This window comes from Streptomyces sp. NPDC029836, from assembly GCF_055574495.1.
On the sequence record NZ_JBVHZI010000001.1, the window covers coordinates 809,464 to 833,257 of the forward strand.

Here is a 23,794-nt window from a genome sequence, read left to right on the forward strand (position 1 = left end):
CCGGCCCGCTGACGGTCCGGTAGATTCGGCGACACGGCTGATCTTCAGGGGAGCGGCAGGATGCCGCGCGTGCGACACGGGGGCAGTGGGTGCGGAGCGGACACGCGCAGGACCGTCGGCGGAAGGCCCTGCTGGAGTGCTGGCGCGCGATCGAGCTGTTCGGTCCGCCGACCATCCCGGCGCTGCCCCGCCGACGTCCCGCCGCGCGGTCAGGGCCGAGGGACGAGTACGTCATCGACCTGACGCCGGAGCCGGGCCGGGTACCGCCGCCCCTGCCGTGGGCCCCGGATCATCCGGAGACGGGGGCTCGGCGGGCACCGTTCGGTCGGATGTGGCGCCACGAGGTCTACGGCGGGGTCTTCGACCTGGAGTTGCTTCGCCGAGCGATGATCGCGGTACTGCCGCCGGGAACCGATCCCGATCCCGGCGTGCCGCAGTCCGAGCTGGTGCTCTCCGGGCAGAGCGCGATGTTCGCGCTGGTCCTGGATGACGAGGGCCGGCCGATCGAGGACACGTCCGTGGTCTCCGCCTGCGCTTGGGCCACCGGCCGACTGTTCGATCCGGGGCCGTCCGCACCAGGGTGGTTGGACGGATTCGAGGAACTCGACACCGCGTTCGGCCAGGCGATCGGTGAACTCACCGCCACCACGATCCCGTACGGCCCCACCGCGTCGACCGCCGGCACCGCGTACGAGCGGTGGCCGGACTCCGCGGGTGCGCGGGGCGCGACCGACGGCAGGAGCTGGCAACTGCTCCTCGCCGAGATTCTGGGCGGCGCTGCCGTCGGCGCGGTCGGGGCCCTGTTCGGGGAGGTCGCCGGCGCCGCGCTGCAGGGCGCGGCGGAACCTCTGGTTCGCCGTGCCGCGGACTGGGTCGCGGCCCGGCGCCCCACCGAGGACCGGGGGGAGTCCGGGCAACCGGACGGCACCGGCGGCGTCCCCGAGGGGGCGCCGACCGACGGTCCGGACATGCCCACGGATCAGGGGGCCTGCGCCGGTCCCCGTGCGCTGGGGTTCGCCGACCTGGTCGCCCTGACCGCCCAGATCGCCGACCTGTGCGGGGTACGGGACCATTTGCGGCCGCAGGTGCTGCGGGTGCGCAGCAGGCTCGTCCGCCGACCGCAGGACCCCGGTTCGAAGGTCACCGCCGCGGCCCCGTTCCTGAACAGTCTGCTCCCGCCCGATCTGGCCCGGGTATCCGCGGCCGTCGGCACGGACATCGGGCCGGCGTTGGAGGCGTACCTGACCGAACTGGACGCCGTCGCGGTGGAGGCTCGAACGGATGTGCGCCGGGAACGCGGGATCGTGCTGGAAGGAGTGGCTCCGGACCTTGTCCCGGCCGGCCGTTGGCCCGCACCGTCGAAGTTCCCGCTCGCTCTGAGCCAGCAGTTCGCGGTCAACCGCCTGCTCGCCGACCGGGCGGGGACCGAGGGCGGCATGTTCTCCGTGAACGGTCCGCCGGGCACGGGGAAGACCACGATGCTGCGCGACCTGGTCGCCGCCCTGGTCGTCGAGCGGGCCGCGGTACTGGCCACCTTCGACCGGCCCGAGCAGGCGTTCACCGGTCCGGTGTGGCGGGGCAAGGACCGCCAGGGCCGGCACGCCCGGTTCGTGTCGCGGCTCGACCCGCGGCTGACCGGGTTCGAGATCGTGGTCACCTCCTCCAACAACGGCGCCGTGGAGAACATCACCGCCGAACTGCCCGGCATCGGCGCGCTCGGCGAGCACTGGCACGACGACCCCGACCACTTCTCCGACCTCGCCTCCGCGCTCCTCGGCGGGCCGGCCTGGGGTCTGGTCGCGGCGGTGCTCGGCAACAAGTCCAACCGCAGGGAATTCGGGGACCGGTTCTGGTGGGGCCGGTTGCCCGACAAGGAGACCCAGGCCCGCAAAGTCGCGGGACAGCCGCCGCTGCGCGGCATGCGGGAGATCCTGAGCGATTGGATTCCACCCAAGCCCACGCCCGGCGGCCGGCGCGCTGTGACCCCCGCGGACCGAACTGCGGCGGCCGGACCCGCCCAATCCGTACCGTCGTGGACCGACGCCGTCGCGGCGTTCCGTACCGCTCTCGCCGAGGTCGAGCGACTGCGGGCCGGCCGCACCCGGCTGGCCGGAGCCTTGGCCGCCGTCGAGTCCCCGTCGGCCGGGCAACGGATCGCGGGCCTGGAAGCCGCCGTGACGCGGGCCGACCATCTGGCCATTTCGGCTGCCGCGGACCTGGACCGGGCCGCTGCCGCCACCGCCGCCGCCCGGACCGCCACCGCGGCGGCCGAGGCCGGACACAGGGCGGCCTCCGCATACGTGCCGCGGGCTCGCCAGGAACTGGCCACCGCCCGCGCGGAGCTGTCGGTCGCCCGGGAACTCGCCGCTGAGCAACGTGAGTACGCCGCCGCGCTCACCGCCCACCACGACGCGCCCCCGGCCGTCGAGCAGGGCCTGCGCGGCGGGCTGCGCCGGCTGCTGCGGAGCACGGCCGAACGACAGGCCGCCGAACGGCAGCAGGAGCTCGCCCGGGCCGAGATCGCCTACCTGCTCGTCCGGCAGCGCGCCGCACTCGACGACTCCCTGGAGCGGGTCGCCGCCGCCGTACGCGCCGAGTCCGCGGCCGTCGACCGGCACAACAGGTCCGGCACCGCCGTCGACGCCGCCGCCACCGGCCTCAGCGCCGCCCTCGACCACGAACGGGCCGCGCGCACGCGGGAGGCCGCGGCGGCCACGGCCCTGCGGCACTCCCGGCAGGCCGCCGACTCCTCCCGCCGCGGCCTTCGGATCGCCGTCACCGAACTGGACGACCGCCACCGAGAACTGCGGGAGGCGGCCCGGACGCTGCCGTCCCTGCCGCGCGGCTGGTCGCACCTCGACGAAGCCCGACAGGAACTCGGCTCGCCCTGGTCCGACGAGGCATGGTCCACCGCGCGCAGCGACCTCTTCCTGCGCGCCCTCGACCTCCACCGCGCCTTCGCCGCCGGGGCCGCGAAGAAGATCCGGGGCAACCTCCAGGTCCTCATGGAACTGATGACCGGGACCAACGGGCCCGTCCCCGACGCCGAGGTCGAGAGCGCCTGGCAGACCCTCTTCCTCCTGGTGCCCGTCGTCTCGACCACCTTCTCCTCCATCGGCAGCATGTTCGCCCGTCTCGGCCGGGAGTCGATCGGCTGGGTCCTCGTCGACGAGGCCGGCCAGGCCACCCCGCAGGCCGCCGCCGGCGCACTGTGGCGCGCGCGTCGTGCCGTCCTGGTCGGCGATCCGCTCCAGCTCGAACCCGTCGTCACCATGCCCACGGCCCTTCAGCGCCGGCTGCTGCGCGCCTACGGCGTCGACGAGCACTGGCTTCCGTCGGCCACCTCGGCCCAGGCCGTCGCCGACCGGACCAACCGCTACGGTACCTACCTGCCGGCCCCGGACTCCGACGACGAGCACGTCTGGGTGGGCGCGCCCCTGCGCGTGCACCGGCGCTGCCAGGACCCGATGTTCACGGTCAGCAACGAGGTCGCGTACGGCGGCCTCATGGTGCACGGCACCGATGACAAGCCGTTCCCCGACGCGGAACGGGACGGTCTGCTCCCCAGCCGCTGGCTCAACACCGACGACCCGGCCCGCCCGGCCGACGCCCCCTGGGGCGAACGCGACCGCCGGGCCTTCGAGTTCGTCCTCGACCACTTGCACCGGCACGGCGTCGGCGTCGAGCGCGTGCGCGTCATCGCCCCGTTCCGAGCCCTCGTCGGCGCATGCCAGAAGGTCTGCCGCGGCCGTGCGGGCTGGACGTCGGAACTGATCGAGGAGCGCTGCGCCACCGTCCACCGGGCCCAGGGCAAGGAAGCCGACGTGGTCGTCCTCGTGTTGGGCGGCGGCCGGCCCGGAGCCCGCGACTGGGCGGCCCGCACCCCGCACTTGCTCAACGTCGCGGCGAGCCGCGCCAAACGCCGCCTGTACGTCATCGGCGAGCGCGGCCTGTGGGCCCCGCTCCCGCACTTCGACGTCCTCGCCTCCGAGCTGACGGAGTTCCACCATCTCCGTGACCGCGCCACCTGGCCACCGGACGGCGTTTGACCGGACACGCACCGCCGCGGCGTTCAGGACAAGACGTCCGACGCGCGGAGCCTCCTCTCCCGGCCGGCGGAACCGATCGGTCCGCCGGACGGGACCCGGGCCCGTCGAAGGACTCAGCGCTTGAGCATGAAGGTGAAGTCGCCCGAGAGCTTGCCACCCAGGCGAACCGTCGACACGAAGTTCCCCTCGGCGAGCAGCCTCTCGACCTCGGCCCGCGCACAGCCGAACCCTTCGGCGATCAGTCGCACGGGCCGCACCGGCACCCGCGCCGCGAAACGGACCCGGACCTCGATCGCCTCACCGTCCGGCCGATCCGCAGGCTCCGGCGTGCCGCGGTCGAGGCGCCAGGCGTTGTCCCAATCGAGGGCGACGCGGTTGCGGCGCAACAGGAGGGGATCCTGAAGCAGTTCGGCTGCCAGGCCGAGGTCGTTGTCGTGCATCAGGTTCAGCAGCTCGGGTCGTACGGAACGCACGCGCGTCCGTTCCAGGACGGCGAGTTTGGTGGTGTCCCCGCAGCCGGCGCACAGGGCCAGGAGCCAGGCATCGAGGAGTTTGTGGTGTGCGTTGACGCGGAACTTGCCGTGCGTGCGGAAGCGCCCGGAAGGGCACCTGTGGCAACGGCGAAGAACGATCGGAGGGCAGGTGGGAACGACCACCCAGGTTCTGGACATGCGAATACACCGGTTCCAGTGAGAAGACCGCAGCGAAAAGGAGCACGGCGCACAGGTGCGACGCGCGACGGTTCAGCGCTCGGGGGGTCTCACTTGGTGTACAACGGCACGTCCTTGCCGGGGGCGACCACGGGCGGGAGCACGTTAGCGGCTTACAGGAGCAGGGCTCCACTGAATTTCGGACGGATGGCCGTGCCTCGCGGCAGCCGACCGCGAACGCCACTCACGCCTCCGGGGGTACACCGCCGCCGGCTCCGGCGGGGCCGTCCGGGCGCGCTCCTGGTTGAACCGCTGGTCACCGGTGGCCGTCTTGGGGCCCAGTAGCGGCCGCGGCGCGGTGGAGCCGCTCCGCTCCGGCCGGGGGCCGGAGCGGGTCTCGGGCCGGGGTCAGCCGTTCCTTGCGCGTCGTTGGCGTCGGAGGATCACGGCGGCCGCGCCCCCGAGGGCGAGTGCCGCACCGGTACCGCCGGCGAGCAGGGGGGTGGGGGAGGCGCCGGCGTCCGCCTGGTGCGGAAGGGTGTAGCCGCTGGAGTAGCCCTGGGAGTCGTACTGTGAGCCGGGGAGCTTGTCGGCGTAACGAGCCTTGACCAGCTGTTGGTAGTCGCTCAGCGAGACCGACGTCCGGCCGTCCAGTCCTTGTCGGGCCTGGTCGTTGAGCGGTTCGACGGTGGTGAGCTTGAGCTGGTACCAGCCGCGGATCTGCGGCTCGGTGAACACCAGCGTGCCCAGGGTTGCCTTGGCGGCCTGGGTGGCGTCTTCGTCGCCGTCGCGTACGGCGGCCAGGTGCCAGCCGCCGCCCTGGGTGGGGGCGAGCATGACGGTGGCGTTGCGACCGTTGACGGTGGTGCTCAGCGACGAGACCAGCTGTGTCAGCTTGACCGCTTCGGTGGGCAGTGCCGGGGAGGTGCCCGCGACGAAGCCGGGCGTGATCTCGTTCACTGCCACCGGGTCCTTGATGGTGAAGGCCGGCAGTCCCTGGCACGGCTCGGCCGTCTCGGGGATCGTCTGCACCGGCTCGCCGGCCCCGACGGGCAGCGGAGTGTTCAGGAAGCGGCAGACGGTGTTGCGGACGTCGGCGGACTTCACCGCGTCGAGAGCGGCCTGATAGCCGGGGATGTCCGCGGGGAGCGGGTCCTTGACCGGCGCGGCGTGGGCCGGGTGGGAAAGGGAGAGCAACGCGGACGCGCTCAGTGCCAGGAGGAGGGACAGGCGCCAGGAGCGGGGGTTCGACCGCTCGCCGACTGTTTCAAAGGTGCTGGAGTCGCGCATGTCGCCTGCCTTAACGGGAGATGCCGATGCGGGAATGGGTCCACTTGGACGAGCTGTTGCTCACGTAGTCGTTGTAGTTCCACCACGTGTAGGTGGTGGTGTCCGGCCACGGGTCGGCCACCGCGATCGTGTTCTTCGACGTGTCGAAGCCGTAGACCACGTTCATGTGGCCGCCCCCGGACGTCCACCCGATGCGGGCACCGATCGGCCGGGCCGCCTTGACGTCGGTGTAGACCTGGTTGAAGGTGGCCGCGCTGCTCAACCCGGTGCCGGTGTGGGCCATGCCCAGGCTGCTCCAGCCCTTGGCCATGTCGTCGAGCGTGGCGGGCTGGTTGTTGCAGCCGTAGTAGGGCTGGGCCCGGGTGCAGAAGTCGCTCTGGGTGGAGCCGACGCCGTGGAACTTGGCGATGGTCAGGCCGGAGGCGACCCAACACCACTGGGTCTTCTCCTGCTTGTACATGTTGATGGTGTCCTGGCCCGCTTCCGCGTGAGCTGTACCTCCTGCGGCTGCGAGCAAGCCTGAGACCGCCAGCGCGACGGCCGACACTGCGGTTTTGCACCTGAAAGTGCCCATGGTTCTGCCTTCCCCTGCTGGGTGCGACGAGACGAGCGGGGCAATCCTGCAGGGAATATGACAGCGCAACATGTCACGGCCATAAAGGGGCATCGCATAAGTTCACGCCTTCTGACTATTTGTCAGGTGATCGCCCGAAACGACTCGTCACCCAGGCCGGGGAACACCCTGGAGGGCAAGATCGAACCCGGCGTCCTCCAGCAGGCCACAGGACGCCGGAGGAGAGATGAACTCCTGCCCGTCGACATCGGTCAGGCGGGACGTCGCCGGAGGTCGCCTGGGCGGAGGGTCACAATAGCTTGGCGGAGGGTCACAACAGCTTGATCGTCGGCGGGACACGACCGGCATCACCCGGCGGTCCGGTCGATCGGGAGCGGCCCGCGCCGCAGTGCGCCTCGATGCCGTGCCCATGCCTGTTCACGACGCGCGCACCGCTTGGCGGACGGCGGGGGCCGTTGCGACGTCGACGTCGCCCGCCGCGATCACCCGGCAGATGCCGGACCCAAAGCCGCGCTTCGCGCGCGGCGCGCGGGCCGTACCTTCACCGTACGCCGAGTACGGCCCACGGTGCCGGGCCGCCGTTCCGGCATCGTCAGGCGACACGACTTCGCAACTGTGGAGTAGCCGCATGCCACGCAGTTCTTCGGGGCAGGCGAAGGGCACAGTTCGCACATATGGAAGGACTGTCGATCATGCCTACAGCGCGCGAGATCGTGACTCCGATGCCACCTGCGTCGGCGCCCAGGACAGCGTCCTGGACGCCGCGGAGAAGATGACCAGCATGAGTATGGGTGCGCTGCCCACCCGCGGCAGGGTCAGGCTCTCTCCAGCGACCTGACAGTGCGCTGGACGCGCCTTTTCGCGTAGCCCTCGGGAGTGCGGCGGCCGGCCATCGAAGGCGGTGAGGTCATGAAGGACACGGCACTCGTCGTGATCGACATGCTGAATACGTACGAACACGAGGACGCCGACGCACTCGTCCGCTCGGTCCGCGGCACCCTGCCGGCGGTCGAGCAGCTGATCAAGCGGGCCCGGGACGCCTCGGTGCCGGTGATCTACGTAAACGACAACTTCGGCCAGTGGCGTTCCCACCACGGCGAACTCGTCGAGGCCGCACTGGCCGGCCGCCACCCCGAACTCGTCGAATCCATCGTGCCGGACGAGGACTCCCTCTTCGTCGTCAAGGCCCGGCACTCGATCTTCTACGAAACCCCGCTCAACTACCTGCTGGGGCAGCTGGGCGTCCAGCACCTGGTGCTGTGCGGGCAGGTCACCGAGCAGTGCATCCTCTACTCCGCCCTCGACGCGCACATCCGCCACTTCGACGTCAGCATCGCCCCCCAGACCGTCGCGCACATCGATCCGGAGCTGGCGGATGCCGCACTGCGCATGATGGAAACCAACATGTCCACCACCCTCTTCCAGCCCGACGAACTCGCCTTCGACAACACGAAAGCGTGACCGGCAGGCCAGGCGCGGCGGGCCCAGGGCGCCGGGACGCGTTCGCGTGCAGCCCCGCCGTCAGTGGTCCGGCGGGAGCCGGGTGTGACGCATCACCCGATGGCTCTGCGGGCAGTCGCGGAGCCTGAACCGACTTCCCGGTGCGAGCCGACGTGGTACTGGTCGGCGCGGGAACCGCCGGTCCCAGCACCGGGTGGGAACTCTCCCCTGTCGGCTTGCGCGTGATCGTGCCTGAAGCGGGCCGGGTCGCGGCAGGGGTCAGGGGGTCACCCGGCCCTACGACGGGAAAAGTCACCGCCTGCACACGAGCATCTACGGTCAGCCCCGGCTGGTCAGCAAGGCCCCGGTGACGCGGCCCTGCGCGCCCCGTTCACCCACGTGGACGGGGCCCGGTGCGCCGGGGGAAACTCAACGAGACCCTGCGCGAAGGGCCGGGCCGTATGACAGCGGGCGAGCTGATCAGCCGCCCGTTCCGCCTGGGCGTATGGACCGTGACCACCTTCACCGGAGCCCGCACCGCATGGCCCGGGGCCACCCGAACGGTGACGTTCGTCCTGACCGTTCCAACCCTCTCGAACCCCTCGCCGACGTCGCCCCCAGCCCCCGCCTGTCGCAGGTCGGCGACACCTGGCCGCTGGACGGCCGCGTCGTCGGCATCGTCGCAGGCCAGGACACCGACATGGGCGACGTACGCGCCGCGCGGCAAGCGGTCCTCGACTCCGGAATGGTGCCGTTGGTCATCGCCCCCGCCAGCGGGGTACTCGGCGTCGGCGATGATCCGGTGACCGTGCAGCGCACCTTCGCCACCGCCCGCTCCGTCGAATTCGACGCCCTGGTCTTCGCCGGTGTGCCAGGAGCCGGTGCCGACGCCTACGGAGCCCGCGACGCCAAAGCCGGAGCTCCCCAGCCCCCCGTCAGCGATCCTCGGGTCCTCGCTCTCCTCACCGAGGCCTACCGGCACGGCAAGGCACTCGTCGGCCTGGGCGACGCGGGGACCCTCTTCGAGGCCGCCGGAATCCTGGTCGGTGAACCGGGCGTCGTCGTGACCGACGGAGCCCAAGGAATGCGCCGGCTTACGGAACTGCTCGCAGCCCACCGCGTCTGGGAACGCTTCCCCGCCGCTGTGTGACCCCCTCGCCTCCGTCGGCGGCCGGGTCCCCCCGTGGGGCCCGGCCGCCCTCGTGAGGCCCGGCCGCGGCCGGAACGACAGCGCTCGGTCGGACCAGGCGGCGGCGCCCCGACGTGAGGCAGGGTTTACGGTCTGGCTTCGTGCAGTGAGTCCATCAGGGCTGCTGGGCGCGGATCAGGATGAGTCCTTCGTGTTCCTCGGCCTCGTCTGCCGAACCCCGCCTTTGCGGCCAGACCCGGCGGGAGCGCGGGACCGGGCCCCGAGATCCGGCCTCGTCTCGACGAAGAGGCCGGGGCGAGGCGGGCGCCGGGGTGGGAACCCCCTGCGGCGCGGCCTGCGCCCCGGCCTCGTGCCGGTCGCGTGATCAGCCCTGCCCGGGCGGACTCTGTGTCCGGGGGTCGCTGCGTACTTCGGCGGCCGTGTCCTGTCCGGCCTGGCGCAGACCGTCGGCCGTTTCCCGGCCCGCTTGCTGTGCGTGGTCGGTGCTCGTCGACACGGCGTCCTGAGCCGTACCCTTGACCGATTCGACGGCCTGGGCCACCGGCTCCTTCAACTCGTCGCGGACCTCGTGGGCGGCGCCAAGGGCAGTCTGCTTGACGGGCTCCAGCAGTTCGTCGGAGTGTTCTCGCAGGCGCTGCCCCGCGTGCTCCTCGGCCTCGGTCGTCGGCAGCAGGGCGGCGGCGAGCATGCCGGCGCCGAACGCCATCAGGCCGGCTGCCAGCGGGCTGCCCTGGGTCTGCCGCTTGATCCGGGCGGGAGCCTGCTGGATGGCGTCCTGAGCGCCACTGCCCGCTTCCCGGGTGGTTTCGGTGATGCTGTCGGCAACCTGGTGCAGGCTGCCGGAAGTCCCCCGCGCGGTGTCCTGTGCAGTGCCCATGACGCGCTCCTTCACTCCGGTCACCCGGTCGCGCATCGAGTCGACCTTGCGCTGGGCGATCCTGCTCGGGGTCATCCTGTCGGCCAGGAGATCGACGTTGCGCGCGAGGTGCGCACGCCGGTACTCGACGTCGGTCCTCAGCTCGTCGGGTGTCGCGCCCATCGGGCATCCTCCTTCAAGGTTTCCACGGTCTGTTCGGGCTTGAGGTTGACGCTCCGCAGGCGCTTGCGGCCCGTGGAGTAGAGGACGCCTCCCACCACGGCCCACAGGGCCGTGACGATCAGAGCAGCCCAGGCGGGGTCCATCACGTTGGCGAGGGCGAAGACGACGGTCAGGCTCGCGAAGAGCAGCACCGCGTGTCCGGCGTAGCCGGCTCCGCCCAGCATCCCGACGGCCTTGCCCGCCTTGGCGGACTCCTGCTTGAGCTCCGCCTTCGCCAGCTCGATCTCGGTACGAACCAGCTGGGACACGTCCTGGCCGATCTCGCCGATCAGGTCGCCCAGCGAAGGTTCGGCCTCCGTCGGCGGGGGCGGCGCGGGCGCCGCCGGTCGGTCATGGGAGGAATGAACCATGCTCAGATCCCTTTCCCGGGCTGCGGGGAGCCGGTGGCGGGCGGGCCGGCCTGCGGATAGGCCGGGGGCGCCGGAGCGATGTGCGGCGGCTGCGACGGGCCGTGGGTGTCGAGGGGGTCCTCGTACCCGGCTGGTATGCCGCTGCGGTCAGGGACCGGACGCTGGACCGGTGCGGGGGTGCCCGTCCCGGCGGTCGGCCGGTCGGCCCCTGCAGCGCTGCCGCTGCCGGCCGCAGTGGTGCCGGCGGTCTCCGCGGAGGCTGCGGCGCTGACGCTCTTTCCGGCTCGGGCTACGACGAAGCCGGCCAGCGCCGCTCCGGCGAGGAAGACACCGGGGCGGCGGCGGGCGAAGTTCTGCAGATCGCTGACCAGGCCGTCCGGACCCCGCGTGTCCATGTGCGAGGCGACCTTGTGTCCACCGTCAGCCAGCTGACGGGCCACGTCCGCCATGGTGGAGTCGGGTTTGCCGTTCTCGCCCAGTTCACGGAGCTCCTGCGAGAGGCGGCGTACGTTTTCCGCGAGGCGCTGCGTCTGGGTCTCGGCCTGGCCGGTCAGCTGGGTCCGCAGCTCGCCGACGAGATCGCGTGCCTGCGCGGTGGCCTCACCGACCACGTTGGCAGCCTGTTCCTTTGCCGTACCGCCTACCTCGGCGGCCTTGTCACCGACCAGCGAAACGCTTTCGCCGGCCTTTTCCTGCACCGTGTGTGCTGCGGCCGTCGTCCTGCTCTCATCCTGACGGCGCGCATCCTGGAAGTCACTCAAGGCTCCTCCTCCTGATGAATGGCGGTGATGCGTCTCGCACCGCCGCCTGCCCTCCTTTCACCGCCTCACCCTCCGATGCGGGACTTCCGATGTGTTTGTCGCAACGCGTGGAGGCAGACGCGGAGCCCCGAGGCCCATGGCGGGAAGGGCCGCCTTGGCCCATCGGTAGAAACGGTGGGACGAACCGAGGGCCCGGTCGTACACCCCTCCTCCGACCGCCGGCACGGGCCGGACGGGATCGCAAGGGGCAGTCACCATGCGCCCGGAATTTCACAGTCCGTTCGATGCAACGGGGAGCGGCCCGCGATCCGCCGTCCGGCGGCGCCGGTGTGCCTCGGCCCGGCCAGTGGCCCTGTACCAGGACACGGCCACGACGGTGGCCAGGGCGGCCTCGACCAGGTCCCCGCCGTAGTACATGAGCTGTGCTCCGGCGTGCACGTCGGCAGCGGCGAAGGCAGTGCCTGGGGGTGGCGTCGCGTACAGCGTCTTGGCCAGCACGGCGTGCGCGGCGCCCGCGGCCAGCAGGCTCGCCCCTCGCACGCCGATGCTCCAGCGGCGGGCAACGGGTTCGAGTTGGCAGACAGCGAAGGCGAACAGCAGGCCGACGGCAAGGACGTGCGCGTGGACGAGGGCGTGCAGCCAGGGCTCGTGGCTCATGCCCGCGAAGAGCTGGGTGCGGTACAGCACCCAAAGCCCCGCGGCATTCAGGAGGGCTGCCAGCGGGGGAAAGAGCAGCCAACCGATGAGGCGGGAGCGGACGAGGGCCAGCAGTGCGCGGCGCGGTGTGCCGGGAGCCAGGACGCGGAGGGCCAGGGTGAGGGGGCGGCCGAGCACGAGCAGAAGCGGTGCCACCATCCCGACGATCAGGTGCTGCGTCATGTGGGCGGTGAACGGCCCGCCGGGCAGTCCCCCTGTGGCGGCCCAGGCCACCCCGGCGCTGCCTGCGGCGAACGAAGCGTCTCTCCGACGGTGCCAGGCGTCGCCGCGCCGCCGCAAACGGCACGCGGCCGGCATGTAGACCGCGCAAACCAGCATTACGGCCACGCCCGCACCCACTACGACCGCGCCGGAAACCGCCGTCGGGTCGGAACGGACATGCGGGAGGATCACGGCGCCGGCTCTGCTTCGGGGTCGCGTCCTGCCCGGACGGCCAACGCCGTGCCGATCAGCAGCAGGACCAGGGCGACGGTGTTCCAGGCCCAGTCGTAGGGGGTGACGTCCACGCCGTAGCGGATCTGGTGAAGGCGCAGGAGTTTGTGGTCCACGATCCCGTCGAACAGCTGGAAGATGCCCAGCCCGAGGAAGAACCCGGCCCGGGCATGGCCCGGAGCCAGGGCTCGGCGCCGTCGGAGATCTGCGTACAGAAAGAACCCGGAGACCAGAGCCAGCAGCTCGGCCGTGTGCAGCAGACCGTCGGACATGAGGCCCACGCCGAGGGTGGAACGGTCATAGAAGTGATGCCAGCCCAGAATCTGGTGGAAGACGATCTCATCGATGGCGGCCATGACCCCCATCCCGATGAGGCCGCACACCAGAAGCGATCTCCCCCGCTCACACGGCGGGCCGGGCGTCGTGGAACTGTGGGCCGGTGCACCCATGGACTTCACCTTCCGCCGTAGTGGGATCGCGAATGACCAGATCCTCGAGAAGTTACCGGCGTTGGACCGCCCCAACCCTGGCGAGCGACACCCCGAAGCACCACCGGGGTTGCCGCCCAACGGGGAGGGCTGTCAGCCGGCGACCCTGCCGAACAGGTGATTGGCGGGAGCGTCGGGGTCGTTGCCGTAGAAGAACTCGGTGAGCGCCTGGTGGAACTCCGCGCGGTCGAGTGCACCGGAGCCGTCACGGTCCAGAGCGGCGAAGACCGTCGCGCAGTCCTCGCTGGGGACACCGGCGACTGCGTCGAACATCTGCTGGAACTCGGCTCGGTCGATCTTGCCGTCGGCGTTCAGGTCGACGAGGTCGAAGAAGCAGTTGGTCACCGGCGCGATCTGTTCCGGGTACAGGGCGGGGTCGGTCAGGACCTGCTTGAATCCTTCGGTCATCTCGCGCAGATCGACCTTCCCGTCACCGTCCTGATCCATGGGGGCGATGACGTTGGCCCAGAACCCGTCCATTCCGTCGGTGAGTCGGCGCGCGGTGGCCGGGTCCGGTACGGCGCTGCGGGCGCCGATGTAGCGCTCGCTCATCATGCGAACGTCCTGACGGGTGATGAACCCGTCGCCATCGACGTCGGCGCCCTTGAACCACTGGCCGTACTTGAGGTCTTGAAGTGCAGTCACGACCACGTACGGTATTCAGTCGGTCACTCAAAACACAAACGGGCTCGTGATGGGCCCCTCGGCGGGCTTGGGCGGGGAGAGCCCTTAGTGTCACTGTTCGAGCTCGGGTGGGGAGAACGCCCGCACGTCAGGAAGGGGATCGTCGTAACGTTCGACATCGACCAGCGCACTGAGTGCACTCGGCCCCTGGGACAGGCGCGAGCACGGTCGATCCGCTGTGAGGACGTTCGGGTTGCCGTGGCGGTCCAGTGTTCCGCTCAGGCCCGGCCGGACCGGATCCCACCACGCTCCCGTGGAGAGCTGTACGACGCCCGGCATGACGTCGTCCGACAGGACCGCGCCCGCCAGACAGCTGCCCCGATCGTTGTGGACGCGTACGATCATGCCGTTCTCGATGCCGCGCGAAGCGGCGTCCGAGGGGTTGAGTGTGACGGGTTCCCGGTCGCGGATCTTCGAACTGAGGCTGTGGCCGCCGTTGTCGTACTGGCTGTGCAGGCGTGAGGCGGGCTGGTTCGAGATCAGGTGCAGCGGGAACCGGGCCGACAGGTCGGAATGGAGCCATTCCACCGGTTCGTACCACGTCGGATGCCCGGCGCAATCGTCGTAACCGAACGAGTCGATCTCCTCGGAGAAGATCTCGATCCGGCCCGAGGGCGTGGGCAGCGGGGAACGCCGCGGATCTGCGCGCAACGCTTCGAAGCTGCCGGGGAACGGTCCGGTCAGCGCCGGCAGCTCGGCGGTGGAGTTCCGCCAGAAGTCGTCGAAAGCCGGCAAGGCCGCATTGGTGCCGAGCTCAGCCCTCGTCTGCTCGTAGAGGTGCCGGACCCATTCGAACTCGGAACGCGACTGGGTGAACTCCTGCTCGTATCCGAGCCGGGAGGCCAGGGCGGCGAAGATCTGGTGGTCGGTGCGCGACTCGCCTTCCGGCTCGCGGACCTTCGGCATCGCGACGAGGTGTGGGTCGGAGAAGCCGGCGGCGAAGTCGTCGCGTTCCAGGGTGGTGGCGACGGGCAGGACGATGTCGGCGAACTTGGCCGTGGCGTTCCACCAGGCTTCGTGGACCACCACCGTGTCAGGGGTCTGCCAGGCGCGGGTCAATCGATGCAGGTCCTGGTGGTGGTGGAACGGGTTGCCTCCGCACCAGTAGATCAGGCGGAGCTCGGGCAACGTGAGGCGTTGGCCGTCGTAGTCGATGGTCCTGCCCGGGTGCAGCAGGGTGTCGGCGATCCTTGCCACCGGGATGAAGTCCGCCACGGGGTTGGAGACTTTGGGTACGGACGCCACGGAAGGGCGGCCGGGGGCGACGCCGGTCGCGTCCATGGTCGCGTAACCCGCGCCCCAGCCGCAGCCGGGCCGGCCCATCGAGCCGGCCATGGCGGCCAGCACGACGGACATCCAGATGGGCTGTTCGCCGTGGTCCGCCCGTTGCACCGCGTAGTTGACCATGATGAGGGAGCGCTGGGTTGTGAGGCGGTGGGCCAGATCAACGAGCGTGTCGCGGCTGATGCCCGTGATCTCCGCTGCCCAGGCGGCGTCCTTGGGGATGCCGTCGAGCTCACCGCGAAGGTAGGAGGCGAAGCGGTCGAAGCCGACGCAGCACCGGCGGAGGAAATCCTCGTCGTGCCACCCGTTGACCAGCATCGTGTGGGCGATGCCGAGCATCGCGGCGGTGTCGGTGTTGGGGACGACGGGCAGCCATTGTGCGTCGAGGAAGCCGGCGACGTCACTGCGTAAGGGACTGACGTTGACGAACCGCACCCCCGCCTCGCGGCACCGGCGCTGCAGGTTCCGCGTCTGATGTCTGGCCAGCCCGCCGGGGTTGATCTGGCTGTTCTTGAGAGCCAGCCCGCCGAACGCCACCACCAGCTCGCAGTTCTCGGCGATCTCGTCCCACATCGGCATCCGGGACTGGTAGCTCCACGGGTGCCCGCCGATCACGTGGGGGAGAATGACCTCCAACGCCGCGGTGCTGTAGGTGTTGCGGGAGTCGGTGTATCCCCCGCCCAACGCCAGGAACCGTTGCAACTGACCTTGTGCGTTGTGGAAGCCGCCCGCGCTCGCCCAGCCGTAGGATCCGCCGAAGACCGCGCTGTCTCCGTGCTGTGAACGAACCCGGGACAGTTCATCGCTCACCATCGTGAGCGCGTCGTCCCAGCTCACCTCCACGAACGCGTCCGCACCTCTGGCCGTGTCCTGGATGCGCGGCAGGCCCTTCAGCCATCCCTTGCGCACCGCCGGGCGCAGCACACGGGCGTGGTCGTCGGCGGCCATCACCATTCCAGGGCCGATGGGCGACGGCGCCGGGTCATCAGCCCGGGACTCAATGCGTACCAGCCGGCCGGAATCGACCACCGCGATGAAACTGCCCCAGTGCGTCGCGACCGGCAGACGTCGTTCCACGTGCATCAACTCCACATACGAAGTTTCCGCTGCTCTCGGACAACGGATGTCGACCGACGGTCCGCGGGACAAAGACTTCCCCTGTCACCGCCTGCGCAACCCCGCCGGCCGGCGCGGCCGCCGCCTGGTCGCTGAGGTCCGGGTCCCGGGACGCGGGAAGGCCCTAGGTCAGCGGCGCCCCGGGCACGCTTCGCGTCCACGCCGGCGGGCGGCGCCCGCCCGCGGTAGGTCGTCGAAGCCGATAGGCCCGCAGGAGCAAGGCCAGCCCGAACAGGACGAGCAGGGTCAGTACGGTCACGGTCACGGTCACCGGCCGGGCCCACGGCCATGTGGTGATGCCGTCGCGGGCTGTGGAGCGCAGGGCGGCCTCACGCGGGCTGGTGGGAATCCACCGGGGTGGCTGAGGCAGGTCCCAGCGGCGGTACAGGTCAAGTCCGCCCGCCAGGGCCAGAGATCCGGTGCCGAGCAGGATCGCCCCGATCAAGGCCAGGAGGGCGCGGTTGACGGCAGGTTGCGCTCGCATGGCAGGTCCCAGGGACGAAGGTTGGCCAGGTGCAGTGGGCGAGGACCCCGCAGGCCAGGACGCGCGGTCATCCTCTCTCCTCGAAGCAAACGCCTCGGGTGCCCGGGTGGGCACCGCATCCGCTTGCCTCCACCGACAGGGTGCTCGTCGGTGTACCGACAGCCGAAGGGCCGAACGGCCCTGCACGCCGGGCCACTGGGGCCCCGGAATCGCACCGTCATGGCCCCGCCGGAGAACCGCACCAAGCAGGTACGACGCATGCGTACGGATCCACCGGGGCTGGACCAGCGGCACGGTGTTCAGCGCGCCGTGCTGCGTCGACGATGTGGCCGGCCACCCGCATGCCCGGAAGTCGGCAGCCCTCAACCGAGGCCGTTTCGCTTCAGCCTTGGGAGATCGGCTTCGTTCGCGGCCGTGTGTGGAACGCGGACCGCACGACGCGGGCCGCGGCGAAACTGATCAGGGCCGTGGCTGTCGCCAGGCCGATGCCGGTCCAGTCGAGCGGCTCGGTTTCCAGGATCGATCGGAGTGCTGGTACGTAGAGTGCGGCCGCCGCGAGGAGTGCGGAGGAGAGGACCGCCACGGGGAGGAACAGATTCCCTCTCGTCAGGAGGCGGGCTCGAAGGCCCAGGACGACTCCGAGCTGGGCGGCGAGCAGGGCGAGGAAGAGCACGCTCTGCCAAGGCAGGTCCCAGGCGCGTGCGGTGAGGGCTGCCGCGAGGCAGGAGGCGGTGACGACGGTGGCGAGCAGGAGGAGTCGCTGCCAGGCGCGGGCGCCGAGGATGTGCTGTCCGGTGGGGCGGGGAGGCCTGTTCATGGCGCCCGGTGAGACGGGTTCGGCGCCCATGGCGACGCCGGTGAGGCCGTGGGTGAGGAGGTTGATCCAGAGGATCTGTCCGGCCCGCAGCGGCAGGGGGAGCCCGATGAGGGGGCCGGCGAGCATGACGAGGATCTCGGCTGTTCCGCCGGCGAGGCCGTAGATGAGAAAGCGGCGGATGTTGTCGTAGACGCGCCGTCCCTCCTCGACGGCTTTGACCACGGTCGACAGTTCGTCGTCCGTGAGTACGAGGTCGGCGGCCTGCCGGGCGACCTCCGTGCCACGCGCGCCCATGGCGACGCCGATGTCGGCCTGGCGCAGCGCGGGGCCGTCGTTCACGCCGTCGCCGGTCATCGCGGTGACGGCCCCGCGGGAGCGCCAGGCTTCCACGATGTCCAGCTTCTGCTGGGGATTCGTGCGGGCGAACACCCTCACGGCGGTGAGGTCGTCGACCTGGTCGGCGGCGATGTCCGCGCCGGTGACCACGTCCTTGGACGAGGCGCCGGCAGCGAGCAGTCCTACCTGGGTGGCCACGGCGCGCGCGGTGGCGGGGTGGTCGCCGGTGATGAGGATGGGGGTGATGCCCGCGGCCCGGCAGGCGGCGATGGTGGCTGCGGCCTCCGGTTTGGGCGGATCATCAATGGCGACCAGGCCGAGCAGGTGGAGGCCGGACTCGGCGTCGGCGGCGTCGTCCGGCAGGGCGTCCCGCGTCCCGGAGGCGACGGCGAGGACGCGGAAGCCGCGTGCGGCCAGCAGCGCGGCCTGCTGGTCCGCCCTGTGCAGCAGGTCGGTGTCGTCGGCGAGGACGGCGGGGTCCAGGATCGCCTCGGGTGCGCCTTTCAGGCAGACGAGCACCCGGTCCTCGGGCGTGGTGTGCAGGGTGGTCATGCGTTTGCGCAGGCTGTCGAAGGGCGCTTCGTCGGCGCGCGGGTGGCTTTCGAGGAGGGTGGCTTGATCGGCGCAGCCCGCTTTGGCCGCGGCCGTCAGGAGGGCCGCTTCGGTGGGGTCACCCAGTGCGGTCCAGCGGTCGTCGGGCGGGGCGGGGCCCGTCGGCGGCCGGATCGAGGCGTCGTTGCAGAGCGCCGCCGCGGTCAGCAGTTCGCGTAGCGGCTCCCATTCGGCCGGCGTCGGGGGTCGGCCGGCGATCAGGACGTCACCCTCCGGTTCGTAGCCGACGCCGAAGAGGTCGGCTGTGGAGTGGGGTGTCCAGACGTGCTGGGCCACCATCCGGCCTTCGGTGAGGGTGCCGGTCTTGTCCGTGGCGAGGACCGATACGGAACCGAGCGTCTCCACGGCGGGAAGGCGGCGGACGAGCGCGTGGCGGCCGGCCATGCGGCGGGCGCCGAGGGCGAGGGCGAGGGTGACGACGGCGGGCAGGGATTCCGGTACCGCGGCGACCGCGAGGCTGATGGCGGTCACTGCCATGATCCCGACGGGCAGGCCTTGCAGGAGGCCGAGTACGAAGACGACCAGGCAGAGTCCGAGGGTGGTGGCGGCCAGGATCCGTCCGAGGGAGGCGAGGCGGTGTTGCAGTGGTGTCGGCTCCCGTGCTCCGTCCAGGAGGGCGGCGATGCGGCCGAGTGCGCCGGCCGCGCCGGTCGCCGCCACCGTGGCCACGCCTCTCCCCCGTACGACGACCGTTCCGGCGCTCAAGGTCGTACCGGGATCCTTGTCCACGGCGACGGACTCCCCGGTGAGCATGGACTCGTCGACGAGGAGGGCCGATGCCTCGGTCAGCTCGGCGTCGGCGGCGACGATGTCACCTTCGCCCAGCAGCAGCACGTCACCGGGTACGACGTCGGTGGCCGGGACTGCGCGTGGCGTGCCTTCTCGCAGTACCCGTGCTCCCGGAGCCGACATGGCCGAGAGGGCTGCCACCGCGTTGTCCGCGCGGATCTCCTGGGTCACGCCGACGGTGGTGTTGAAGAGGATCACCAGGCCGATGACGATGGAGTCGGCGTGGTCGCCGATGGCGATCGTGAGCAGGACCGCCCCGATCAGGACCATGATCAGAGGGTCTTTGAGCTGCGCCAGAACCCGGACGTACAGGGGGGTCGCCGACTGGGCGGCGACTTCGTTGCGGCCGTGCTCGGCGAGGAGGCGCGCGGCCTCCCGTTCGGTGAGTCCGGTGGACTTCTGCGAGGTGGCGGGTGCCTGGCCGGCCGCGGGCGCGGACATCAGGTCCCCCGCGGGACGGGGACCGTGATGACCGGGCAGTGGGCCCGGTGCAGCAGTCCGTGGACGACGGAACCGAGCCGCATGCCCGTGTAGCCCCCGTTTCCCCGTCGGCCCAAAACCAGCGCCAGGGCGTGTTCGGCCGCCTTCGCGAGTTCCTCGACCGGGTGACCTGCCAGCACTTCATGGGTGAGGGTGACGTCCGGGTACTTCCCCGGCCGGCCGGCGACGGTCTCGGACAGCATGCGGCGCTGCGCCTGGAGACCCGCGTTCTTGTCCTGGAACGAGAGGAGGGGCTGGTGCCACACCGAGATCGCCCGCAGGGCGCACCCTCGTATGCTCGCTTCCTCGAATGCGACGGCCAGCGCCGCCCTCGACGACTCGCTGCCGTCGACCGCGACCACCATGTACGGCGGCTGCTGGCCGGCATGTTCGGCGTCGCCGACCACGACCACCGGGCAGTGCGCCTGCGCGACCACGGGCACCACCAGGGAACCGGCACTGAGGAATTCCTCGGTGCGGCTGAGGTGTCGTGACCCGAGCACCACCATGGGGGCCTTTCGGGACAGCTGACCGAGGGCGGGCGCCGGGAACCCGTCGAGCAGGTGGGTGGACAGTTCAAGATCCGGGTGCCGCGCGCGCGCCCATGCGGCAGCCGCTTCGAGGGTCTCCGATCCGGACCGGCGCAAGTCGATGCGATTCGCGGTCCCGTCGACGTGCTGCGTGTCGTGTTGCGGCGACACCGCCAGTGCCAGAGCCAGTCCGAGCGACCGGCGGTGCGCCTCGTCGGTGGCCCAGGCCAGGGCCATGTGCCAGTCCCTGACCGGGTCGATGCCGACGACGATCTCACGGCCTGTCATATGCGTCATCACGACTCACTCCCCTGGTCATTGCCCTGCCGCGGGATGAGCAGCACGGGACACGACGCGTGGTGCAGAAGGCTGTGGGTCACGTGCCCCAGCGTGCGGCCGATGTAGCCCGGCGAGCGCCTCCCGCCGACGACCAGCAGGTCCTCGCCCCGCGAGGCCTCGGCCAGTACACCGGCCACCGAGAAGCTCTTCTCCAGGTCGGCGTACACGGTCAGATCCGGGAACTCCTCGCGGATCAGTTCGGCCATGACCGACAGGCGGTGGGCAGGCCGGTCGCTGATCTCCTCGACATCGTCGAGCATGCTCACGACGTCGCCCACGGACTCCAGCAGGTTCCATACGTGCAGCAGCCGCAGCGACGCCTTGCGCAGCTCTGCCTCGCACGCGGCGTACCGGACGCAGTCGAGGTCGTGTTCGTCCCGAACACCGGCCAGCACGCTGCCCCTCTCGACTCCCGGGTCCGTACCCCGCACCACGGCGAACGGGGTGGTGGCACTGGCGGCGGCCTTGAGCCCGACGGAGCCGAGCATCAGCGAAGTGAACCCGCCGAGCCCGCGGTTGCCGACGACGACAGTGCCGTGGACGCCGGCGGCCCGGCGGAGGCTGGGTACGGCCGGGCTGCGGCTGAATTCCGTGGTGACGTGCAGACCGGGATGGAGATCCGCAACGGCCGCGGCGGTGTCATCGAGGAGTTCGCGGCCCGCTGCGCGGACCCGTTCGATGGTTTCCACCGAGGCGTAGACGGCTCTGCTGTCCGTGTCGGCGGCGTGGACGATGTGCAGGGCCTTCCCCCGCCGTGCCGCTTCCGCCGCGGCCCACAGGGCTGCCCCGCGTGCGGGGTCCGACCCGTCGACGCCGACGATGACCGTCCCGAGTTCCGGACCGGCGGTGGTGCCTTCCATGGATTCTCCTGATCGAGGGCGATCGTGCTTCTCCTCCCACGCTGGCATCGCGGACGTGTGGACGGCGAGGGCCGTAGAGGCCAGGACGAGGGCCGACCGGTCCCTCCCTCGCTCCCAGAGCCGACGCAAGCCCACGTAGACGCACCCGGTCGGCCCCCGTACAGGACCGTTCGGCCCTCGATAGGGGCGTCGGCCGGGCGGATGGTGGCTGGTACGGGTGATGCACACCAGCCCTCTGCGCCCCCGCACGACGACGTACAGGAGGTCCGCTCGTGAAGCACACCCAGGTCGGCGAGGTGATGACGGCCGCCGTCATCTCGGTGGATCGCTCGACGACGTTCCGGGAGATCGTCAAGCTCCTCGCCGCCTACGACATCACCGGAGTGCCCGTCGTGGACGAGGACGACCGGGTGGTCGGCGTCGTATCCGAGAGCGACCTGCTCGCCCGCACGGCCCGTACGGCCGCGGAGATCATGTCGGCTCCCGCTGTCACGGTCCGCACACGGGAAAGCGTCACCCGGGCCGGACAACTGATGACACGACGGGGCGTGGAACGCCTTCCGGTCACCGACGAGGAAGAACGCCTCATCGGCATCGTCACCCGGCGGGACCTCCTGCGCGTCTTCCTTCGCCCCGACGCCGAGATCCGGCGGCACGTGAGCGAGGACGTGCTCTCCGACACCATCGGAGCGGGCACCGGGGCGGTGGACGTGCACGTCCTGGACGGCGTCGTGACCCTCACAGGCCGGCTGGAACGGCAGAGCCAGATCCCCCTCGCCCTGCGACTCACCGCACGACTGGACGGCGTCGTCGCCGTCGTGGACGAGCTCACAGCGCGCACGGACGACTCCCGACTGATCCCACCGGAGCGCGGAGCGCACCCCATCACCTGGTGACAGCGAAGTGCTCCGCCCAGCCTGAGGAGGCCACCCTCATGAACCACCACGTAAGCGTCGGAGTCGACGGCTCCCCCGAAAGCCTCGCCGCAGCCCGCTGGGCAGCCCGTGAGGCCACGCTCCGCCAGGCACCCCTGCGGATCGTCCACGCCGAGGACTGGTCCCCCGCCGCGCTGGTACCCGAGCTGGATCCCGGGACGCGCGACCGCTGGGCCGATGAGGTCCTGGGCTCCGCCACCGACGAGCTGAAGCGGGCGTATCCCCGTCTGGAGATCTCCACGCGTCGCCTCTCGGGAAGGCCTTCCACGGCCCTGGCGGCGGAGGCCGAGAGCGCCGGCCTCCTGGTGCTCGGCTCCCGCGGGCTGGGCAGTGTGGTGGGCTTCGTCGTCGGCTCCGTGAGCCTGTCCACCCTCACCGCCACCGACACGCCCGTCGTCCTCGTACGAGCGGCGGAGGACGGCCGGGAGAACGCGGCCCGCACCCCCTACGGCGACATCGTCGTGGGTGTCGACATCCACCACGCCTGCGACAGGGTCCTGGCCTTCGCCTTCGAGGAAGCCTCGCGCCGCGACTGCGCGTTGCGGGCGGTGCACGGCTGGAAGCTCCCTCCCGCGTCCGGCTACTCACCCGTCCTCAATCCCTCGGTCGCCCGCGAGGTCGACCGCACCGTCACCCAGATGCTCGACGACATGCTCATGCCGTGGCGGCTGAAGTTCCCGGACGTGCGACTCGAGGAGAAGACGTTCATCGGATGGGCGGGACGGGAGCTCGTCCAGGCCACCACGGGCGCGGACCTCGTCGTCATCGGACGCCGCATCCGCCGCTCGCCCATGGGCACACACCTCGGCCCGATCGCCCACGCCGTCCTCCACCACACGGCCGCGCCGGTGGCCGTACTCGCCCACGACTGACCATCCACCAGAACCGACCGGTGCCTCACCGTCCCCGGTGGCCCCGCCGAGGACATGCATGCCCGCTTTCGGAGGAGGGCCTGTGAAGCGCGTGAGCACCAAGGTGACAGCGGAGCTGGAGCCCCGCCCCTCCCGCCGGTTTTTGGTGGCTGCTCGCCGTCCCCCCGGACGTCACCCCGTAAGGGCCGGTCGGCTCCACAACGGGCCCCTGGGCCCCTCTCGGAAGCGGTGGCCGGTGGACGAGATGATCCGCCCCTGGTGCGAGAAGTACCCCTCGGTGGCGGTCACCCCCGAGGTCCGCATCGGCCAGTCCGCGATCCAGCTCGTGGACGCCTCCCAAGGGGCCGCGCTCGTCGTCGTCGGCAGGCGCATCCGACGGTCCGCCTACGGCACCCACATCGGCGCGATCGCGCACGCGGTCCTGCACCACTCCGCCTCGCCCGTCGCCGTCATCGCCCACGAGTGAGCGCGCCGGCCGTCCCTGGTCGTCAGGCGTGCGCGGGCTTACGGGTACACCGCCTCCGGCGCCGCAGTTCGTCGGTGCCCCGGACCAGGACGGGGAAGACCACGATGAGGGGCAGGGCGGCGGTTCCGAAGAGGCCCTGCAGGGCCGGGACGTAGACGAGGGCCACTGTTCGGCCCTCTCGGGTCGGCCC

Annotated in this window: 21 protein-coding genes and 1 pseudogene; 7 read left to right on the forward strand and 15 right to left on the reverse strand. The window is 71.0% G+C overall.

Translation table 11 applies throughout. The features are described from left to right. Positions 1-89 precede the first annotated feature (89 nt). A complete protein-coding gene (locus ACZ4XJ_RS03800; protein ID WP_468495188.1) occupies positions 90-4,049 on the forward strand; it encodes an AAA domain-containing protein in 3,960 nt (1,319 codons plus the stop codon). 113 nt (positions 4,050-4,162) lie between these two features. On the opposite strand, the gene ACZ4XJ_RS03805 is transcribed toward ACZ4XJ_RS03800, so the two are convergent. From ACZ4XJ_RS03805 to ACZ4XJ_RS03815, 3 genes are all read right to left on the reverse strand, one after another. Then, positions 4,163-4,720, reverse strand: a complete 558-nt coding sequence (locus ACZ4XJ_RS03805) for a DUF1062 domain-containing protein (RefSeq protein WP_468495189.1) — start codon at positions 4,718-4,720, stop codon at positions 4,163-4,165. A 387-nt stretch (positions 4,721-5,107) separates the two neighbouring features. Then, positions 5,108-5,989: a hypothetical protein gene (locus ACZ4XJ_RS03810; RefSeq protein ID WP_468495190.1), complete on the reverse strand. Its 882-nt coding sequence runs from the start codon at positions 5,987-5,989 to the stop codon at positions 5,108-5,110. 10 nt (positions 5,990-5,999) lie between these two features. Then, positions 6,000-6,449, reverse strand: coding sequence for a papain-like cysteine protease family protein (locus tag ACZ4XJ_RS03815; protein ID WP_383999923.1), 450 nt, complete (start codon positions 6,447-6,449; stop codon positions 6,000-6,002). A 1,023-nt stretch (positions 6,450-7,472) separates the two neighbouring features. Here ACZ4XJ_RS03815 and ACZ4XJ_RS03820 point away from each other — a divergent pair. The 3 genes and pseudogenes from ACZ4XJ_RS03820 (at position 7,473) to ACZ4XJ_RS03830 (ending at position 9,153) form a co-directional block, all read left to right on the forward strand. Beyond that, the gene (locus ACZ4XJ_RS03820; protein ID WP_468495191.1) at positions 7,473-8,024 is read left to right on the forward strand and encodes a cysteine hydrolase family protein; all 552 of its coding nucleotides are present in this window, start codon (positions 7,473-7,475) and stop codon (positions 8,022-8,024) included. A 440-nt stretch (positions 8,025-8,464) separates the two neighbouring features. Next, positions 8,465-8,539: pseudogene (locus tag ACZ4XJ_RS03825) on the forward strand (DUF1360 domain-containing protein); the annotation flags it as partial. A 5-nt stretch (positions 8,540-8,544) separates the two neighbouring features. Beyond that, a complete protein-coding gene (locus tag ACZ4XJ_RS03830; RefSeq protein ID WP_468495192.1) occupies positions 8,545-9,153 on the forward strand; it encodes a hypothetical protein in 609 nt (202 codons plus the stop codon). Positions 9,154-9,517: 364 nt separating this feature from the next. Here ACZ4XJ_RS03830 and ACZ4XJ_RS03835 read toward each other — a convergent pair whose 3' ends face one another. The 11 genes from ACZ4XJ_RS03835 to ACZ4XJ_RS03885 form a co-directional block, all read right to left on the reverse strand. Continuing rightward, positions 9,518-10,192, reverse strand: coding sequence for a DUF3618 domain-containing protein (locus ACZ4XJ_RS03835; protein ID WP_468495193.1), 675 nt, complete (start codon positions 10,190-10,192; stop codon positions 9,518-9,520). Continuing rightward, positions 10,168-10,602 (reverse strand): phage holin family protein, encoded by a 435-nt coding sequence (locus ACZ4XJ_RS03840; protein ID WP_362877115.1) that lies wholly within the window; start codon positions 10,600-10,602, stop codon positions 10,168-10,170. The genes ACZ4XJ_RS03835 and ACZ4XJ_RS03840 overlap by 25 nt, the downstream gene beginning before the upstream one ends. A 2-nt stretch (positions 10,603-10,604) precedes the next feature. Further along, a complete protein-coding gene (locus tag ACZ4XJ_RS03845; protein ID WP_468495194.1) occupies positions 10,605-11,363 on the reverse strand; it encodes a hypothetical protein in 759 nt (252 codons plus the stop codon). A gap of 270 nt (positions 11,364-11,633) precedes the next feature. Continuing rightward, a complete protein-coding gene (locus ACZ4XJ_RS03850) occupies positions 11,634-12,398 on the reverse strand; it encodes a cytochrome c oxidase assembly protein (RefSeq protein WP_468495447.1) in 765 nt (254 codons plus the stop codon). A gap of 71 nt (positions 12,399-12,469) precedes the next feature. Then, positions 12,470-12,961 carry a DUF2243 domain-containing protein gene (locus tag ACZ4XJ_RS03855; RefSeq protein ID WP_362877113.1) on the reverse strand — a complete coding sequence of 164 codons (492 nt, stop codon included), beginning with the start codon at positions 12,959-12,961 and terminating at the stop codon, positions 12,470-12,472. 132 nt (positions 12,962-13,093) lie between these two features. Next, positions 13,094-13,645 (reverse strand): EF-hand domain-containing protein, encoded by a 552-nt coding sequence (locus tag ACZ4XJ_RS03860; RefSeq protein WP_468495195.1) that lies wholly within the window; start codon positions 13,643-13,645, stop codon positions 13,094-13,096. A gap of 90 nt (positions 13,646-13,735) precedes the next feature. Next, positions 13,736-16,117, reverse strand: a complete 2,382-nt coding sequence (locus ACZ4XJ_RS03865; protein ID WP_468495196.1) for a molybdopterin-dependent oxidoreductase — start codon at positions 16,115-16,117, stop codon at positions 13,736-13,738. 91 nt (positions 16,118-16,208) lie between these two features. Next, entirely contained in the window at positions 16,209-16,568 is a 360-nt protein-coding gene (locus ACZ4XJ_RS03870; protein ID WP_468495197.1) for a hypothetical protein, read from the reverse strand. 382 nt (positions 16,569-16,950) lie between these two features. Further along, a complete protein-coding gene (locus ACZ4XJ_RS03875) occupies positions 16,951-19,563 on the reverse strand; it encodes a cation-translocating P-type ATPase (protein ID WP_468495198.1) in 2,613 nt (870 codons plus the stop codon). Continuing rightward, entirely contained in the window at positions 19,563-20,429 is an 867-nt protein-coding gene (locus tag ACZ4XJ_RS03880) for a universal stress protein (protein ID WP_362877110.1), read from the reverse strand. The genes ACZ4XJ_RS03875 and ACZ4XJ_RS03880 overlap by 1 nt, the downstream gene beginning before the upstream one ends. After that, positions 20,429-21,331: a universal stress protein gene (locus ACZ4XJ_RS03885; protein WP_468495199.1), complete on the reverse strand. Its 903-nt coding sequence runs from the start codon at positions 21,329-21,331 to the stop codon at positions 20,429-20,431. The genes ACZ4XJ_RS03880 and ACZ4XJ_RS03885 overlap by 1 nt, the downstream gene beginning before the upstream one ends. A gap of 272 nt (positions 21,332-21,603) precedes the next feature. Between ACZ4XJ_RS03885 and ACZ4XJ_RS03890 the strand changes: the two genes are divergently transcribed. The 3 genes from ACZ4XJ_RS03890 (at position 21,604) to ACZ4XJ_RS03900 (ending at position 23,604) form a co-directional block, all read left to right on the forward strand. Next, positions 21,604-22,227 carry a CBS domain-containing protein gene (locus ACZ4XJ_RS03890; RefSeq protein WP_468495200.1) on the forward strand — a complete coding sequence of 208 codons (624 nt, stop codon included), beginning with the start codon at positions 21,604-21,606 and terminating at the stop codon, positions 22,225-22,227. Positions 22,228-22,265: 38 nt separating this feature from the next. Then, the gene (locus tag ACZ4XJ_RS03895) at positions 22,266-23,138 is read left to right on the forward strand and encodes a universal stress protein (protein WP_468495201.1); all 873 of its coding nucleotides are present in this window, start codon (positions 22,266-22,268) and stop codon (positions 23,136-23,138) included. Positions 23,139-23,382: 244 nt separating this feature from the next. Continuing rightward, positions 23,383-23,604 (forward strand): universal stress protein, encoded by a 222-nt coding sequence (locus ACZ4XJ_RS03900; protein WP_362877142.1) that lies wholly within the window; start codon positions 23,383-23,385, stop codon positions 23,602-23,604. Positions 23,605-23,626: 22 nt separating this feature from the next. On the opposite strand, the gene ACZ4XJ_RS03905 is transcribed toward ACZ4XJ_RS03900, so the two are convergent. Next, positions 23,627-23,770 carry a hypothetical protein gene (locus tag ACZ4XJ_RS03905; protein ID WP_468495202.1) on the reverse strand — a complete coding sequence of 48 codons (144 nt, stop codon included), beginning with the start codon at positions 23,768-23,770 and terminating at the stop codon, positions 23,627-23,629. Positions 23,771-23,794 lie beyond the last annotated feature (24 nt).

Coding starts and splice junctions, on each gene's coding strand:
- ACZ4XJ_RS03805 (WP_468495189.1), bottom strand. CDS start 4,720: ATGTCCAGAACCTGGGTGGTCGTTCCCACCTGCCCTCCGATCGTTCTT.
- ACZ4XJ_RS03810 (WP_468495190.1), bottom strand. CDS start 5,989: ATGCGCGACTCCAGCACCTTTGAAACAGTCGGCGAGCGGTCGAACCCC.
- ACZ4XJ_RS03815 (WP_383999923.1), bottom strand. CDS start 6,449: ATGTACAAGCAGGAGAAGACCCAGTGGTGTTGGGTCGCCTCCGGCCTG.
- ACZ4XJ_RS03820 (WP_468495191.1), top strand. CDS start 7,473: ATGAAGGACACGGCACTCGTCGTGATCGACATGCTGAATACGTACGAA.
- ACZ4XJ_RS03830 (WP_468495192.1), top strand. CDS start 8,545: ATGGCCCGGGGCCACCCGAACGGTGACGTTCGTCCTGACCGTTCCAAC.
- ACZ4XJ_RS03835 (WP_468495193.1), bottom strand. CDS start 10,192: ATGGGCGCGACACCCGACGAGCTGAGGACCGACGTCGAGTACCGGCGT.
- ACZ4XJ_RS03840 (WP_362877115.1), bottom strand. CDS start 10,602: ATGGTTCATTCCTCCCATGACCGACCGGCGGCGCCCGCGCCGCCCCCG.
- ACZ4XJ_RS03850 (WP_468495447.1), bottom strand. CDS start 12,398: ATGCTGGTTTGCGCGGTCTACATGCCGGCCGCGTGCCGTTTGCGGCGG.
- ACZ4XJ_RS03855 (WP_362877113.1), bottom strand. CDS start 12,961: ATGGGTGCACCGGCCCACAGTTCCACGACGCCCGGCCCGCCGTGTGAG.
- ACZ4XJ_RS03870 (WP_468495197.1), bottom strand. CDS start 16,568: ATGCGAGCGCAACCTGCCGTCAACCGCGCCCTCCTGGCCTTGATCGGG.
- ACZ4XJ_RS03875 (WP_468495198.1), bottom strand. CDS start 19,563: ATGTCCGCGCCCGCGGCCGGCCAGGCACCCGCCACCTCGCAGAAGTCC.
- ACZ4XJ_RS03880 (WP_362877110.1), bottom strand. CDS start 20,429: ATGACGCATATGACAGGCCGTGAGATCGTCGTCGGCATCGACCCGGTC.
- ACZ4XJ_RS03885 (WP_468495199.1), bottom strand. CDS start 21,331: ATGGAAGGCACCACCGCCGGTCCGGAACTCGGGACGGTCATCGTCGGC.
- ACZ4XJ_RS03895 (WP_468495201.1), top strand. CDS start 22,266: ATGAACCACCACGTAAGCGTCGGAGTCGACGGCTCCCCCGAAAGCCTC.
- ACZ4XJ_RS03900 (WP_362877142.1), top strand. CDS start 23,383: ATGATCCGCCCCTGGTGCGAGAAGTACCCCTCGGTGGCGGTCACCCCC.